This is a genomic window from Lysinibacillus sp. JK80 (genome assembly GCF_027557635.1).
Taxonomy (GTDB): Bacteria; Bacillota; Bacilli; order Bacillales_A; family Planococcaceae; genus Lysinibacillus; species Lysinibacillus capsici.
This window is the reverse complement of record NZ_CP058997.1, coordinates 3,090,449-3,105,046: the sequence shown is the minus strand read 5'-3', so window position 1 is coordinate 3,105,046 and position 14,598 is coordinate 3,090,449. Positions and strand designations below refer to the sequence as shown.

Annotated in this window: 20 protein-coding genes; 18 read left to right on the top strand and 2 right to left on the bottom strand. The window is 38.3% G+C overall.

The window, feature by feature from the left end; translation table 11 throughout:
• Positions 1-50 precede the first annotated feature (50 nt).
• From HXV90_RS15645 to HXV90_RS15585, 13 genes are all read left to right on the top strand, one after another.
• Positions 51-317: an IreB family regulatory phosphoprotein gene (locus HXV90_RS15645; RefSeq protein ID WP_004226839.1), complete on the top strand. Its 267-nt coding sequence runs from the start codon at positions 51-53 to the stop codon at positions 315-317.
• Between the two features lie 2 nt (positions 318-319).
• Entirely contained in the window at positions 320-736 is a 417-nt protein-coding gene (gene ruvX / locus HXV90_RS15640; RefSeq protein ID WP_004226840.1) for a Holliday junction resolvase RuvX, read from the top strand.
• Positions 737-754: 18 nt separating this feature from the next.
• Complete coding sequence (locus tag HXV90_RS15635) at positions 755-1,063, top strand: DUF1292 domain-containing protein (protein ID WP_004226842.1); 309 nt, start codon at positions 755-757, stop codon at positions 1,061-1,063.
• A gap of 344 nt (positions 1,064-1,407) precedes the next feature.
• Positions 1,408-1,935 carry a DUF1292 domain-containing protein gene (locus HXV90_RS15630; protein WP_048392142.1) on the top strand — a complete coding sequence of 176 codons (528 nt, stop codon included), beginning with the start codon at positions 1,408-1,410 and terminating at the stop codon, positions 1,933-1,935.
• A 149-nt stretch (positions 1,936-2,084) separates the two neighbouring features.
• Positions 2,085-3,212, top strand: a complete 1,128-nt coding sequence (mltG, locus tag HXV90_RS15625; protein WP_048392143.1) for an endolytic transglycosylase MltG — start codon at positions 2,085-2,087, stop codon at positions 3,210-3,212.
• A gap of 286 nt (positions 3,213-3,498) precedes the next feature.
• On the top strand, positions 3,499-4,131 hold the full coding sequence (locus HXV90_RS15620; protein WP_054550064.1) for an O-methyltransferase: 633 nt from the start codon (positions 3,499-3,501) through the stop codon (positions 4,129-4,131).
• 5 nt (positions 4,132-4,136) lie between these two features.
• Positions 4,137-5,069, top strand: a complete 933-nt coding sequence (locus tag HXV90_RS15615; protein ID WP_115674133.1) for a peptidase U32 family protein — start codon at positions 4,137-4,139, stop codon at positions 5,067-5,069.
• Between the two features lie 14 nt (positions 5,070-5,083).
• Positions 5,084-6,364: a peptidase U32 family protein gene (locus HXV90_RS15610; protein WP_269897567.1), complete on the top strand. Its 1,281-nt coding sequence runs from the start codon at positions 5,084-5,086 to the stop codon at positions 6,362-6,364.
• Positions 6,364-7,002 carry a uridine kinase gene (udk, locus tag HXV90_RS15605; RefSeq protein ID WP_112118183.1) on the top strand — a complete coding sequence of 213 codons (639 nt, stop codon included), beginning with the start codon at positions 6,364-6,366 and terminating at the stop codon, positions 7,000-7,002. Before HXV90_RS15610 ends, udk begins: the two co-directional genes overlap by 1 nt.
• Positions 7,003-7,177: 175 nt before the next feature.
• On the top strand, positions 7,178-7,666 hold the full coding sequence (gene greA / locus HXV90_RS15600; protein WP_016994160.1) for a transcription elongation factor GreA: 489 nt from the start codon (positions 7,178-7,180) through the stop codon (positions 7,664-7,666).
• A gap of 143 nt (positions 7,667-7,809) precedes the next feature.
• Positions 7,810-8,469, top strand: coding sequence for a YrrS family protein (locus HXV90_RS15595; RefSeq protein ID WP_048392147.1), 660 nt, complete (start codon positions 7,810-7,812; stop codon positions 8,467-8,469).
• A gap of 60 nt (positions 8,470-8,529) precedes the next feature.
• Positions 8,530-9,222 (top strand): 5'-methylthioadenosine/S-adenosylhomocysteine nucleosidase, encoded by a 693-nt coding sequence (mtnN, locus tag HXV90_RS15590; protein ID WP_016994157.1) that lies wholly within the window; start codon positions 8,530-8,532, stop codon positions 9,220-9,222.
• A gap of 51 nt (positions 9,223-9,273) precedes the next feature.
• Positions 9,274-9,429 (top strand): hypothetical protein, encoded by a 156-nt coding sequence (locus HXV90_RS15585; protein WP_026023469.1) that lies wholly within the window; start codon positions 9,274-9,276, stop codon positions 9,427-9,429.
• A gap of 123 nt (positions 9,430-9,552) precedes the next feature.
• Here HXV90_RS15585 and sigK read toward each other — a convergent pair whose 3' ends face one another.
• On the bottom strand, positions 9,553-10,260 hold the full coding sequence (gene sigK / locus HXV90_RS15580; protein WP_269897566.1) for an RNA polymerase sporulation sigma factor SigK: 708 nt from the start codon (positions 10,258-10,260) through the stop codon (positions 9,553-9,555).
• Positions 10,261-10,345: 85 nt separating this feature from the next.
• Positions 10,346-10,783: a CDP-diacylglycerol--serine O-phosphatidyltransferase gene (gene pssA / locus HXV90_RS15575; protein WP_004226869.1), complete on the bottom strand. Its 438-nt coding sequence runs from the start codon at positions 10,781-10,783 to the stop codon at positions 10,346-10,348.
• A gap of 199 nt (positions 10,784-10,982) precedes the next feature.
• Here pssA and HXV90_RS15570 point away from each other — a divergent pair, with 199 nt between their 5' ends.
• Genes HXV90_RS15570 through yhbY form a run of 5 tightly spaced genes read left to right on the top strand, consistent with a single transcriptional unit; the run spans position 10,983 to position 14,593 of the window.
• Positions 10,983-11,765 (top strand): phosphatidylserine decarboxylase, encoded by a 783-nt coding sequence (locus tag HXV90_RS15570; protein ID WP_048392148.1) that lies wholly within the window; start codon positions 10,983-10,985, stop codon positions 11,763-11,765.
• A gap of 36 nt (positions 11,766-11,801) precedes the next feature.
• The gene (locus HXV90_RS15565) at positions 11,802-12,323 is read left to right on the top strand and encodes a YqeG family HAD IIIA-type phosphatase (RefSeq protein ID WP_016994153.1); all 522 of its coding nucleotides are present in this window, start codon (positions 11,802-11,804) and stop codon (positions 12,321-12,323) included.
• Entirely contained in the window at positions 12,320-13,423 is a 1,104-nt protein-coding gene (gene yqeH, locus HXV90_RS15560) for a ribosome biogenesis GTPase YqeH (RefSeq protein ID WP_054550069.1), read from the top strand. The genes HXV90_RS15565 and yqeH overlap by 4 nt, the downstream gene beginning before the upstream one ends.
• A 31-nt stretch (positions 13,424-13,454) precedes the next feature.
• Positions 13,455-14,285 (top strand): shikimate dehydrogenase, encoded by an 831-nt coding sequence (gene aroE / locus HXV90_RS15555; RefSeq protein WP_237898283.1) that lies wholly within the window; start codon positions 13,455-13,457, stop codon positions 14,283-14,285.
• A 5-nt stretch (positions 14,286-14,290) separates the two neighbouring features.
• Positions 14,291-14,593 carry a ribosome assembly RNA-binding protein YhbY gene (gene yhbY / locus HXV90_RS15550; RefSeq protein ID WP_048392151.1) on the top strand — a complete coding sequence of 101 codons (303 nt, stop codon included), beginning with the start codon at positions 14,291-14,293 and terminating at the stop codon, positions 14,591-14,593.
• Positions 14,594-14,598 lie beyond the last annotated feature (5 nt).

The following is a 14,598-nucleotide window of genomic DNA, read 5'->3' as shown; positions in this document are numbered from 1 at the left end:
AGATGAGCTTGTTTGCACATCTCCTTATTTCTGAAAGCGAGGTGCTGGTCATGAGTTCATTTGATCAAACGATGAAATTTAATTTTCCAGAAGAATCAATGGAACAGGAAGTCAAGCAGGTAATGTTGAAAGTTCATTCTTCATTAGAGGAAAAGGGATATAACCCTATCAATCAGATTGTTGGTTACTTACTTTCTGGTGATCCGGCGTATATTCCTCGCCATCAGGATGCTCGTAATTTAATTCGCAAGCTTGAGCGTGACGAAATTCTAGAGGAGCTTGTTAAATTTTATATCAAAAAGAATAACGAGGACTAGAAATGAGAATTATGGGATTAGACGTTGGGTCAAAAACTGTGGGTGTTGCTGTAAGTGATGCACTTGGTTGGACCGCCCAAGGTATTGAAACCGTAAAAATTGATGAAGCTAATGGTGAGTTCGGTATTGACCGTATCGCTGAGCTAGTAAAGGAATATACTATAACAGAATTTGTTGTAGGTTTTCCAAAAAACATGAATAATACGGTTGGACCGCGTGGAGAGGCTTCTGAGAACTATAAAAAGCTATTAGAAGAGCATTTCTCACTACCGGTCAAATTATGGGATGAACGTTTAACGACGATGGCTGCTGAACGTATGCTGATCGAAGCGGACGTGAGTCGCAAAAAGCGCAAGCAGGTCATTGATAAAATGGCAGCTGTGATGATTTTACAAGGCTACTTAGATAGCAAAAATTAATTGATGAGGTGACAATGCATGGCACACGAGCATAACCATGAAGAAGAACTACATGTTCAACACATTACAGTGATTGACGAAAACGGAAACGAGCAGCTTTGTGAAGTGATTCACGTTCATGAATCTCCAGAGTTTGGCAAATCATATGTGTTTTACTCAATGGTAGGCGCAGAGGAAGATGAAGATGGCTCAGTTGAAATCTTTGTATCTTCATTTGTACCATCTGAAAATGGTGAAGATGGTGAATTAACACCAATCGAAACTGAAGCAGAGTGGGATATGGTAGAGGACGTTTTAAACGCTTTAGAGGATGAAAACGAAGACTAATCTTCTAACTCAAAGCTTGGAACAAGGATCGCAGCTTGCAGTCCTTGTTCCTTTTTTATTGAAGCTTTTCTAATGTAGAAGGATTGTTAAATTGAAGAATGAATGCATTGTAGATGTGTGAATTTGATCCACAATTGTTGGGAAACGTTCATAAAGTTTGTGGATTCGCTTAGAAATAGAGTGTAACCGCTCCAAGCCCCACTCCAAACATCGAGAACCTGCTCAAAGGTAGAGAAGAAATGCAGGGAAAACTTGCTCAAAATAGGAGAAGCTATTCTAAAGTGTCTAACCTCAAAAAAACGATATAATAAATGACATCAAATTGTCATAAAGGAGGAAACAGAATGAATGAAGAAACGCAAGAATTTATGATCATTGGGAAAGATGGTAAGGAACAGCAGTGTCGTGTGGTCTTTACCTTTGATGCGGAGGACAAGTCCTATGTGTTATTTTCCCTTCTAGATGAAACCGGTCAAGAAATTCCAGGAGACCTTTCCGCGATGACTTTTGATTATGATGACAATACAGGTGAGATGACAAATTTACAGCCTGTTGAAACAGATGCCGAATGGGAAATGATTAATGAAGTGGTGTTAACATTACTTGATGAATTTGAAGAAGAACCACAGCTAATTACTGTGACAGACGAAGAAGGAAAAGATCAAGTGTGCGAAGTCATTCATACATTTTCATCTGAGCAATTCGGTAAATCGTATGTATTATATGTGCCAGCAACAGATGAACCGATTGATGAGCGTGATATTTTTGCAGCCCAATATATAGCTGGAAATGAAGGCCAGATTGAAGAGTTATACCCGATTGAGTCAGATGAAGAATGGGAATTTGTAGAAGAAGTATTAAACACTTTATAGGATAAACTATTTCTAGAATGCTCAAAAATCTGCTAACGAAAGTTGTTGGCAGATTTTTTACATATGTAATTTCTCCTGAATTGTCGATTTCTGTTTGTCGTGAAAGTTGATTTCTAGTATGATATTGAATAGTGATAGGGGGGAAACCCGTGGATAACGGTTCAAAAAAACAAGAAATGTTTTCAAAAATGCAAGAAAGAAAATCTGAGGTAAAAATGGTGAGAAAAATCGTCGCAATTATTGCCATTGTTTTCGTACTAATAATTGGAGTTGTTGGTTTATTTGGGTACAATTATGTAAAAGGTGCTTTAAAACCATTAGACCCTAATGCAACGAAAACAATTGCAGTAGAAGTACCAATTGGCTCTAGTTTGTCCTCCATTTCAACACTACTAGAGAAAAAAGGTGTCATAAAAGATGCACGTGTTTTTAAATACTATGCAAAATTTAAAAATGAATCACAATTTCAAGCGGGAAATTATGATTTAACACAGGCAATGACATTTGATGAACTCATTGAAAGCTTGAAAACAGGGAAGGTATATCGTAAGCCTGTTTTTACGATGACAGTCCCAGAAGGCTTAACACTTGAACAAATTGGGAAAGTGATTGAAAAGAAAACACCGTACACACAAAAAGAATTTATGGATCTTGTGACGAGTGACACATTTGTTCAGCAAATGATGGCTAATTATCCTGAGCTAGTTACAGAGGCTGTTTTAGCTGACAATATTCGCTATGACTTAGAGGGCTATTTATATCCAGCTACGTATTCTTATTATGAAGAAAAACCATCTTTACAAGCGATTGTTGAAGAGATGATAGCAGCCATGAACAATGTAGTGAAGAACTATAGTGATGTATTAGCTGAAAAACAAATGTCCGTACATCAGCTGTTAACATTTGCGTCATTATTGGAAGAAGAAGCGACTGCTCAAACGGATCGAGAGACTATTGCAAGTGTCTTCTATAATCGAATCAATGAAGGGATGCCACTCCAAACAGACCCAACCGTGCTCTATGCACTGGGTGATCACAAGGATCGTGTTCTATATGAAGATTTAGAAGTGGATAATGCCTATAACACTTACAAAAATAAAGGTCTACCACCTGGTCCAATAGCAGGTGCAGGTAAAACTTCGATTGAGGCATCATTAAATCCAAGTCAAACAGATTATTTCTACTTCCTAGCAGATAAAGAGGGTGTCAACCACTTCTCAAAAACCTATGATGAGCATTTGCAGAAGGTAGAAAAATATTTACGAAAAGAAGAGTAAACATATAGGAAGAACAAAAATCGTATAGCAAACAGATGGATAGAAGGAAAGAAAAATAGCTTTCCTTCTATTTTCATGCTATTATAAAGTGTGATTTTTGATCAATCCGTTCATTTATGCGGGACAAATATGCGTGGTGGCAATTGTTTGAGCATATCGAAGCAATTGCTCATTTTTGTATGGCAAAGTACCAAGACATCACGTTTGGTCTTTTTCTTTTTGTTGATAAATGATGAAGTACAGACAACGGCAAACGCTCGTTGCCTTTTAAATGAGGGTGGAAACAATGGAATTATCAGATGCATATATACAATCATTTATACAGCCACGTAATGAATTGCTTTTAGAAATGGAAGCATTTGCGGAGGAGCATCACGTACCGATCATGCAGCTGGCAGGTATTGATGCATTAAATCAACTGTTGCGTATTCAAAATCCGTCAAAAATTTTAGAGATAGGTACAGCAATTGGTTACTCTGCTATTCGTATGGCAGAGGCATTGCCTTATGTCCAAATTGTTACAATTGAACGTGATCAAGATCGTGTAGCAAGGGCAAAAGCCTATATTAAACGGTCGACTGTATCCGATCGAATTACGGTCATTGAGGGTGACGCTTTAGAAGTGGATGACGAGGCCATTAACACAACATTCGATGCGGTCTTTATTGATGCTGCGAAGGGACAATACCAACGCTTTTTTGAAAAATATGCACCTTTAGTAAAATCAGGTGGGGTATTGTATATCGATAATATGTACATGCATGGTTTGTCTGATTTAGAGTTGAAGGATGTTCCACGTCGTAAGCGAACAATGATTCGCAATTTAAAAAACTTCACGGATTGGATTATGCAGCACCCAGATTATACAAGTGCTTTTTTACCAGTCGGTGATGGTTTATTACTATGTTTGAAGAGGTGACTACTATGAAAAAACCAGAATTGCTTGTGACACCACAATCATTAGAACATATAAAAGCACTTTTAGTCGCTGGAGCAGATGCTTTTGTTATTGGTGAACAACAATTTGGTCTACGTCTAGCAGGAGAGTTCTCCGTTGAAGAAGTAGAAGAAGCGACAAAGCTTATTCATGAAGCGGGTAAAAAGGTATATGTTGCAGTCAATGCACTTTTCCATAATGAGAAGCTAGAGGCACTTGCTGATTATTTAAATGAAATGCAACGTATCGGTGTGGACCGTTTAATCTACGGTGATCCAGCGGTTCTCATTATTCGTAGAGAGCAAGGTGTTACGATTCCGTTACATTGGAATCCAGAAACGACAGCTACAAACTGGTTTACGGCTAATTACTGGGGGAAACGTGGTGCAACGCGTGCCGTGTTAGCGCGTGAGCTTTCTCTTGATGAAGTATTAGAAATTAAAGAAAATACCGAAATGGAAATTGAAGTACAAGTACATGGAATGACATGTATGTTCCAATCAAAACGTCCATTACTTGGCCATTATTTCTTATATCAAGATAAAGTAATGGCTATTGAAAATCGCCAGGAAAATCGTAATATGTTCCTACATGATGATGAACGAAATAATAAATATCCAATATATGAAGATGTAAATGGTACACATATTTTCAGTCCAAATGATATGTGTATTATTGATGAACTAGGCGAATTATTTGAAGGTGGCATCGATGCTCTGAAAATTGAAGGTGTACTTCAAACGCCAGACTATGTAGTCGCGGTAACAGAAGCTTATCGAAAAGCGATCGATACGTATTTTGACGAATCAGAAGAGGCATATGAAGAAATAAAAGACGATTTATTAGCAAAAATTGAAGATATTCAACCAGCTATTAGACCATTAGATACGGGCTTTATCTTCAAGGAAACAGTTTACTAGGAGGGGACAATAACATGGCATTAGCGTTAGAGCAAAATGACAAAATCCGTGAGATTGTCAACGGTAAACGTGTCATTACAAAAAAACCAGAGCTACTTGCACCAGCTGGTAGCTTAGAGAAATTAAAAATAGCTGTCCATTACGGAGCAGATGCTGTATTTATCGGTGGGCGAGAGTTTGGTCTACGATCGAATGCGGATAACTTTTCAATTGAAGAGATGCGTGAAGGTGTAGAATTTGCCAATCAATATGGTGCGAAAATATATGTAACAACAAATATTTTTGCCCACAATGAAAATATGCATGGCTTAGAGCGTTATTTAAAGGATATTGAATCAGTGGGCGTAACGGGTATTATTGTAGCAGACCCGCTCATTATTGAAACATGTCGTACAGCAGCACCTAAGCTTGAAATTCACCTTTCTACTCAGCAATCATTGTCCAACTGGAAGGCCGTGCAGTACTGGAAAGAAGAAGGTTTACATCGTGTTGTATTAGCACGTGAAGTGGGCGGAGAAGAAATGAAGCTGATGAAGGAAAAGGTCGACATTGAAATTGAGGCCTTTGTTCATGGAGCAATGTGTATTGCCTACTCTGGTCGTTGCGTTCTTTCTAATCATATGACGGCTCGTGACTCAAACCGAGGGGGATGCTGCCAATCATGCCGTTGGGACTACGATCTATATGAATTAGAAGATGGGGAAGAAAAAGCACTTTTCGATGAGAGCCATGCACCATTTGCGATGAGTCCAAAAGATTTAAAATTAATTGAAGCGATTCCTCATATGATTGAGCTAGGTATCGACTCGTTAAAAGTTGAAGGTCGTATGAAATCCATTCACTATGTAGCGACAGTTGTTTCTGTGTACCGTAAAGTGATTGATGCTTATTGTGCAGATCCTGATAACTTTAAAATTAAACGTGAATGGCTAGAGGAATTAGACAAATGTGCTAACCGTGATACGGCTGAAGCATTCTTCCATGATGCACCTGGCTTTGAAGAGCAGATGTTTGGTGTGCATGGTCGTAAAACAACCTATGAATTTGCTGGACTTATTTTAGAGCATGATCCAGAGACAAAAATAGTGACAATGCAACAGCGTAATTATTTTAAACCTGGTGACGAAGTAGAATTCTTTGGTCCTGAAATTGAGAATTTCCGTTTAACAATGGGTGAAATTTGGGACGAGGATGGCAACAGCCTAGATGCAGCTCGTCATCCATTACAAATTGTAAAATTTAAATGTGATACACCATTGAAGCCGCATAACATGATGCGAAAGGAGAATAACTAATGGCAGTGAAGCGCCCTGTTGTCATCGGAATCGCAGGTGGCTCATGCTCGGGAAAAACGAGTGTGACGCGCGCCATTTATGAAGTTTTCCGTGAGCATTCTGTTGTGGTAATTGAACAAGATTTTTATTATAAGGATCAAAGTCATTTAACATTTGAAGAACGCTTAGGAACTAACTATGATCATCCGTTAGCTTTCGATAATGATTTATTAATTGAGCACATAAAAAAGTTGTTAGTGCGTCAACCAATTGAAAAACCTGTGTATGATTACGTCCAGCATACAAGGGCAGAAGAAGTTATACATGTTGAACCAGTAGATGTTATTATACTAGAAGGTATTCTAGTCCTTGAGGATGCTGATTTACGTGATTTAATGGATATTAAATTATTTGTGGATACAGATTCAGATTTACGTATTATTCGCCGTATTATGCGTGATATTAAAGAGCGTGGACGTACAACGGATTCGGTGATTGAGCAGTATTTATCAGCGGTTCGACCGATGCATAATTTATTTATTGAACCAACAAAACGTTATGCTGATATCATTATTCCTGAAGGTGGGGATAATGAGGTGGCGATTGATTTAATGGTAACGAAAATTAAAACTATTCTTGAAACCGACAACGTATTGTAATAAGATAGAGTGGTATTGACAATATTTACATGCATATTTTGAAAAAGCATGCATACTATTAGGTCAAAGCGTAATTTGAAAACGTTTAAAAATAATAAAATTCGATTAAATGCATCTTCCGTGCATTTAGTCGAGTTTTATGTTTTTATATTGAAGAAACAAGGAGTGAAGGACTTTGGCAAATGAAAAACAGTACCCTATGACAGCTGAGGGAAAACGTAAATTAGAAGAAGAATTAGTAAAATTAGAAACTGAAACACGAAAAGAAATCGTTGAACGCATTAAAATAGCACGTGATTTTGGAGATCTTTCTGAAAACGCTGAGTACGATTCTGCTAAAGAAGAACAAGCCTTTTTAGAAGGTCGTATTTCAACATTAAAATCAATGATTCGCAATGCAGTGATTATTTCTGAAGACGAGACAGATAACAGTGTAGTATCACTAGGGAAAACGGTTACATTCGTAGAAATCATCAATGGTAAGCCATCAACAGATGAAGAATCTTATACAATTGTTGGTTCTGCTGAGGCAGATCCTATGGAATTCCGTATTTCGAATGAATCACCGATTGCAAAAGGTCTACTTGGTCGTGCTGAAGGTGAAGAGGTTGTCGTTCAAACACCTGGCGGCGAAATGAAAGTGAAAATTGTCTCAATTAAATAATATGTATATGTACAAGCAGTTAGCCTTTGGCTGACTGCTTGTACCATTTTTAGCGTGAAAACTATGTAGTAAAATAGTGAGTAGAATTATTTTGCAAGTGCTGTCGAACTTGATAGAATATTGCCTAGAGAGGGGGAGACATTATGAGTGAACGACAAACTCGAAGTGGTCGTCATTTGCAGCCATCTCGTAATAAAAAGCTAGATAAACTATTGAATGTTCTAATTGGTGTTGTGGTTGTACTCATTATTATCACAGCAACCTATGTGTTTAAATGGCAAGATGATGCAGATCAAGCAGTGAAAGAGGAACCCGTTCAAGAAGAACAGAGCGGTGATGATGAAAAAGAAGTAGAAAAAGAACCGACGGATGAAGAAAAAGAAGATCTTGCTGTAGAAGAAGATAAACCTTCAGAAGAAGAATCAGAACCTGAGACATCCCAGGAAGAACAAGGCACAGCAGAAGAATCAGCATCAGATAATCCTATTGTTGAGAAGGTCATCACGAATAAAAATTGGCAACCAACACCTACAACTCAAACAGGTCAGCATGTGTCTTCATATGACGACACGTCTGTAGACTGGGCTGAGAAAGTAGCAACAGTATCTACTGTGACAGGTATTGACCAAAGCAATATGATCATCTGGCGTATGCAAAATAATGGTGGTCCTAATTCATCCATTGCAACTGTTTCGACCAATGATAAATCTCAAATGTATCGTGTAAGCATGGAATGGGTTGATAATGAAGGGTGGAAGCCTGTGAAGCTAGAGCAACTAAATACATTAGAAGGCGCCTATTGACGAAAATCACTCTTTTGATTATTTTTAATAGAGTTGATAAAAGAAGGGAAGTAACAGTACATGAAAATTGCAGTAATTGGCGCAATGGAAGAGGAAGTGGAGCTTCTAAGAGCAGCATTAGACGATGCACACAGCACAACGATTGCAGGTAGTGAGTATACAACAGGAACTTTTGAAGGCAAGGAAGTCGTATTATTAAAAAGCGGTATTGGTAAAGTAAATGCTGCTATGTCTACGACAATTCTTTTACATGAGTTTAAACCAGATGTTGTCATTAATACAGGCTCTGCAGGTGGATATGATGAAGCTCTTGAGGTAGGCGCTGTCGTTATTTCTGATGAAGTTCGTCACCACGATGTGGATGTCACAATCTTTGGCTATGAAATTGGACAAATGGCTGGTATGCCAGCAGCATATAAATCAGATGAGAAATTGATGAAGGTAGCTGAGGAGGCTGTAAAGGCAGTTGGAGAGCATCAGTATGGCGTTGGTTTAATTTGCTCTGGGGATGCTTTTATGAATGATCCTGAACGTGTAGAGGCTGTTCGTCGCCATTTCCCTCAAATGAAAGCTGTAGAGATGGAAGCGGCTGCAGTTGCACAAGTTTGTTATCAATTTGCTACACCTTTTGTAGTCATTCGTGCATTATCAGATATTGCAGGTAAAGAATCGAATATTAGCTTTGATGAATTTTTACCAGTTGCTGCAAAACATTCGACACAAGTCGTATTAAAAGCAATTTCCTCACTATAAACTACACAGAATGGTCAAAATGTGTGGTTTATTCTGTGAGAAAAATCACAGTTGATACAAAAAACAAATGCTACACTGACATTAATAAATCTCTTCATAATAGAATGGGAGGCATTCATGATGTTATTTTTAACAGCAGGTGTAGTGATTATTACAACTTTAATAGGTACGTTGATTTCAGCAGAACTCTCTGAATCAGCACACTAGTATGACGGGAAAGCTCCTTTGCGACATAGTCATGTCGCAGGGGAGCTTTTTATATGCCATGAAATAGGCATATTCTTCCGTCATTGAAGGATTGAATTTTTTTCATAACCATTTTACAATATATTATTCAATAGTTTTTTGGTCTCGTTTATATAGTTGATAGAGTTTAATAAGTGCCCGTTTTTCAATGCGAGATACATAGCTACGTGAAATATTTAAGCGTGCTGCAATTTCCTTTTGCGTAAGTGCATCCTGTTGATTTAATCCATAACGGAGTGTCACAATTTCGAGCTCACGTTCATCGAGCATATGCAAATAGTGGTATAGTTGTGCTACATGCTCTTTATGCTCTAGCTTCTCTGTGGCACTTTCTTCATCACACTGAAGTAAATCGCGAATTTGCAGTGCGTTCCCATCTTTATCAGTTCCAATCGGCTCAAATAGCGAAACGTCTTTTTGCACTTTCTTTTGGGTGCGTAGATGCATTAAAATCTCATTTTCAATGCAACGAGCTGCATATGTGGCAAGTCTAGTTTTTTTATCAGGGGTATAGCTCTCAACGGCTTTCATTAGTCCAATTGTTCCAATAGAAATATAATCATCGAGTTGCTCATGTTTTGGATGGAATTTTTTAACGACATGTGCGACAAGCCTCATATTACGTTCTATTAGATCAAGACGCGCCTGCTCATCGCCACCTAAAAATCGTTCAATACAAGCAGCTTCCTCTTCTTTTGAAAAGGGTTTATGGAATGTTTGCCCCTTTAAATAGCCAAGCAACGCAGGGATTTCAAGCCATAACTGCAAAATCGATGTAAAAATTCCGCTCATTGAATGATTTCATCCTTTCCCCATTTTTCGACAGTATATGTTTAAAAGCCGTGGGAAATGAAAAAGTGCAACAGCAAATGTGCTGTTACACTTTTTTTAACGTAAATGTACTAATCATGAGTAAAGCTAAAATGGGGAAAAGGAAAAGATAAAATGCCGGATGGAACGTATAAGCTGCGAAATACGTTAAAGTTAAGAACGTACCTGCGGCTGTAATTGGTAAACCTGTGAAATAACCGTTCGCTTCGCTAATATTGAAGCGAGCTAAACGCATCGCGCCACAGACGATAAATAATACGGCCATCATCATGCCGACAAAACCAAAATCAACTAGAACAACTTCATACATTAATAATGCAGGCGCCACACCAAATGATATAATATCACTCATAGAATCTAATTGTTTACCTAATTCTGACACTTGTCCGAGCGCTCTCGCTACCTTACCATCGTAGCGATCAAGAAGAGCTGCTATAAAGATAAACAAGACACTATAGCTATAGTATTCATGTAGAGTGGCCATAATAGCCGCGCCTCCAAAGGACATATTACTAATTGTTATGAAGTTAGCTGCGTGCGATTTCATTTTCTTAACCGTGGTATCCACCAACTTGTGATAAAAAAACAAGGGGGATCACTCCTTTGCACTTAAGATATTGTACCATTATACTTCGAATGCGAAAAAATTGACAGTCTAAATTAATGGATAGGGGTTTTACTGTATGAAAGAAAAACTATATCAACGCTTGATAGAACTAACGAATGGTAAGCAATCTTCCCATCTTTTGCAGACAATAGCAAAAGCGAAGTGGAGTAAACGTATAATACCAAGCTACATGAAGTTATACGATATTAACCTTGAAGAAGTTTCAAAAAAACAACAACAATTTTCATGTTTACATGATTTTTTTACAAGAGAACTTATTGAAGAAGCTCGACCTATTGAAAAAAATCCAACTGTCTATGCCAGCCCAGTGGACGCAAAAGTGGAATCCTTTGGACGTATTGAATGGGACATGACATTTCTTGTGAAGGGTAAGCCTTATGCATTACAAGATTTACTCGGCAATACAGAACGAGCTGCACAATATGCAGACGGACATTTTATTGTTTTTTATTTAAGTCCTGCTGATTACCATCGTATCCATAGCCCGATAGATGGAGAAGTCTTACGACAATATACACTTGGTCAGAAATCTTATCCTGTGAATCAGTTAGGTCTTACATACGGTAAAAAACCAATTTCTCATAATTATCGTTTAGTGACTGAGCTGAAAGCAGCAAATAATCAGCATGTTGCATTTATCAAAGTAGGTGCAACCTTTGTGAATTCCATTGTACTTACCAATACAACAACGAAATGGCAGAAAGGGCAGGAAGTTGGTTATTTCTCATTTGGTTCCACTGTTGTGATGCTGTTTGAAAAGGATACAATTAAATTTACGGATAATGTTGTAAAAGGAAGCCCAATTCGAATGGGTGAAGCCTTTGCAAATATGCTATAATGGTCGAATAATACGTTAAGATTAGGGGTCGCTATTTTGTATAATTTTTTATTACCGAACGAATTTGTGACGAATATTTTTGAAATTACGCCGGAAAAGTTACAAGAATTAGGGATTAGAGGAATCATTACGGATTTAGATAATACGCTTGTTGAATGGGATCGTCCAGATGCAACAGAAGAGCTAATCATTTGGTTACGCATTATGAAAGAATCAGGTATTCGTGTTATTATTGCGTCAAATAACAAGGAAGCTCGTGTAAAGCATTTTGCTGAGCCGTTAGGTATCCCTTATATTCACAAGGCGAAAAAGCCGCTTCGTAATGCTTTTTATAATGCACTGATTCAACTAGGCTTACGTCCAAATGAAGTAGTAATGGTAGGAGATCAACTCCTTACGGATGTAATGGGCGCAAATCGCTTAGGCTTACACACAGTGCTCGTGAAGCCTGTTGCACAATCAGATGGGCTTGTAACAAAATTGAATCGTTTCATTGAACGTCGCGTATTTAATGATTTGAAACGAAAAGGAATTATAACTTGGGAGGAACAAGAATGATTGAAATGCCAAATTGTATTGGCTGTGGTACAACAATTCAAACAGAAGATAAAACAGCAGTTGGGTATGCACCCCCATCATCATTAGAAAAGGATGTGGTCATTTGCCAGCGTTGCTTCCGTTTGAAAAATTACAATGAAATTCAACCAGTATCGTTAACAGATGACGATTTTTTACGTATTTTAAATGGTCTTGGCACACAGCAAGGCTTAATCGTAAAAATTGTTGATATATTTGATTTTAATGGAAGCTGGCTACCAGGGCTTCATCGTTTTGTAGGGAAGAATCCTGTCCTATTGATTGCCAACAAAGCTGATTTATTACCAAAGTCTGTGAAGCCAAAAAAAGTTATCAACTGGCTGAAACGTGAAGCAAAGGCTCTTGGACTACAGCCTGTCGATGTCCTATTAGTCAGTGCCCATAAAGGCAAAGGGATGGCAGAAGCAATGGAAGCCATCGATGAATATCGTAAAGGACAAAATGTATATGTTGTTGGCTGTACAAATGTTGGGAAATCTACGTTCATTAACCGAATTATTAAGCAGGCAACAGGTGAGGGTGAAGTGATTACAACCTCACATTTCCCAGGTACTACTTTAGACATGATTGATATTCCATTGGATGATGGTAGTGCATTATATGATACGCCAGGTATTATTAATCATCATCAAATGGCTCATCATATTGATGCCAGTGAATTAAAATATATTATGCCGAAAAAAGAAATTAAGCCGAAAGTCTATCAACAAAATGCTGGGCAAACTCTATTTATTGGTGCATTAGCAAGATTTGATTTTATTCAGGGTGATCGTTCTGCCTTTACCATCCATGTGGCAAATGATTTACCAATTCATCGTACAAAGCTTGAGAAGGCAGATGCGCTATATGAAGAGCATAAAGGAGAATTATTGGCACCCCCAACTGCGGACTTTATCGACCAGTTACCGCCATTGGTTCGTCACGAATTTTCCATCAAAGAAGCGAAAACAGATGTAGTATTTTCTGGGCTTGGCTGGATTACCGTTCAACACGCGAATGTAGTAGTAGCAGCTTACGCACCAAAAGGTGTACAAGTTTCAATTCGTCCTTCGCTGATCTAAATGGAGGACATAGTAGAGAGAGGGACTAAAAATGAAGAAATGGTTTGCAGTTATGGGTGATCCAATTGAACATTCAAAATCACCTGCCATGCACAATGCTTGGTTTGAGGACATGTCAATTGATGCGACATATATTCCTTTACATGTAACGCCTGATCAATTAGAATCTGCTGTTGCTGGTTTGAAGACATTAGGGGCAAGTGGCTGGAACGTGACCATTCCTCATAAAACAGCAATCATTCCGTATCTAGACGAGCTAGATGAGCTGGCACAGAAAATGGGCGCAGTGAATACAGTCGTACGAACAACAGAAGGAAAGCTGAAAGGCTATAATACAGATGGTATTGGATTTGTTCGATCACTCGAAGAAGCCGTTGGGGTTTCTCATAAAGACAAGCCTGTATTACTTGTCGGTGCTGGAGGTGCTGCTCGAGGCATTGCCTTTGCTATGCAGCAACAAGGCTATTGTCATGTAACCATCGCCAATCGTACGGTGACGAATGCACAAATGATTATTGATGAAATGGGTATGGGACGTGCCATTTCATTACAACAAGCGGAAGAAACGCTAGCTGATTTCAGCATTATTGTGCAAATGACATCAGCTGGCCTTTCCACGGGCAATTTTTCAATGCCATTTTCATTAGATCGGCTGATGAAAGAAGCAATTGTTGCGGATATTGTGTATAATCCATTAATGACGCCTTTTTTACAAGCGGCTGAAGAAAAAGGAGCAACGATTGTCACTGGCTTAGGAATGTTTGTCCATCAAGGAGCCATCGCTTTTGAACACTGGTTAGGAAACTATCCAAATACAAATTCAATGATTGCGCAACTGAAGGCGCAATTAGGAGGAAACTAATTTTTATGTTAACAGGTAAACAGAAACGTTTTTTACGTGCAGAAGCACACCATTTAACACCTATTTTCCAAGTGGGAAAAGGTGGCGTTAATGATGAAATGACAAAGCAAATTCGCGAGGCATTAGAAGTACGTGAATTGATTAAAGTACGTATTTTAGATAACTGTGAAGAGGATAAACATGAAGTCGCAGAAGCATTAGCCACAGGCGCTCATGCGGAGCTTGTCCAATTAATCGGTCTGACAGTTGTTTTATATAAAGAGTCACGCAATCATAAAAAGATTGTATTACCAAAAGTAACGAAATAAGGTGA

What these genes read in the sequence shown, in the direction of transcription:
- yqeH (WP_054550069.1), top strand. Translation starts at nt 12,320, where the DNA reads ATGATTGAAATGCCAAATTGTATTGGCTGTGGTACAACAATTCAAACA.
- ruvX (WP_004226840.1), top strand. Translation starts at nt 320, where the DNA reads ATGAGAATTATGGGATTAGACGTTGGGTCAAAAACTGTGGGTGTTGCT.
- yhbY (WP_048392151.1), top strand. Translation starts at nt 14,291, where the DNA reads ATGTTAACAGGTAAACAGAAACGTTTTTTACGTGCAGAAGCACACCAT.
- pssA (WP_004226869.1), bottom strand. Translation starts at nt 10,783, where the DNA reads ATGGCCACTCTACATGAATACTATAGCTATAGTGTCTTGTTTATCTTT.
- HXV90_RS15630 (WP_048392142.1), top strand. Translation starts at nt 1,408, where the DNA reads ATGAATGAAGAAACGCAAGAATTTATGATCATTGGGAAAGATGGTAAG.
- aroE (WP_237898283.1), top strand. Translation starts at nt 13,455, where the DNA reads ATGAAGAAATGGTTTGCAGTTATGGGTGATCCAATTGAACATTCAAAA.
- HXV90_RS15635 (WP_004226842.1), top strand. Translation starts at nt 755, where the DNA reads ATGGCACACGAGCATAACCATGAAGAAGAACTACATGTTCAACACATT.
- HXV90_RS15645 (WP_004226839.1), top strand. Translation starts at nt 51, where the DNA reads ATGAGTTCATTTGATCAAACGATGAAATTTAATTTTCCAGAAGAATCA.
- HXV90_RS15595 (WP_048392147.1), top strand. Translation starts at nt 7,810, where the DNA reads ATGAGTGAACGACAAACTCGAAGTGGTCGTCATTTGCAGCCATCTCGT.
- HXV90_RS15570 (WP_048392148.1), top strand. Translation starts at nt 10,983, where the DNA reads ATGAAAGAAAAACTATATCAACGCTTGATAGAACTAACGAATGGTAAG.
- mtnN (WP_016994157.1), top strand. Translation starts at nt 8,530, where the DNA reads ATGAAAATTGCAGTAATTGGCGCAATGGAAGAGGAAGTGGAGCTTCTA.
- HXV90_RS15615 (WP_115674133.1), top strand. Translation starts at nt 4,137, where the DNA reads ATGAAAAAACCAGAATTGCTTGTGACACCACAATCATTAGAACATATA.
- HXV90_RS15610 (WP_269897567.1), top strand. Translation starts at nt 5,084, where the DNA reads ATGGCATTAGCGTTAGAGCAAAATGACAAAATCCGTGAGATTGTCAAC.
- HXV90_RS15620 (WP_054550064.1), top strand. Translation starts at nt 3,499, where the DNA reads ATGGAATTATCAGATGCATATATACAATCATTTATACAGCCACGTAAT.
- udk (WP_112118183.1), top strand. Translation starts at nt 6,364, where the DNA reads ATGGCAGTGAAGCGCCCTGTTGTCATCGGAATCGCAGGTGGCTCATGC.
- sigK (WP_269897566.1), bottom strand. Translation starts at nt 10,260, where the DNA reads ATGAGCGGAATTTTTACATCGATTTTGCAGTTATGGCTTGAAATCCCT.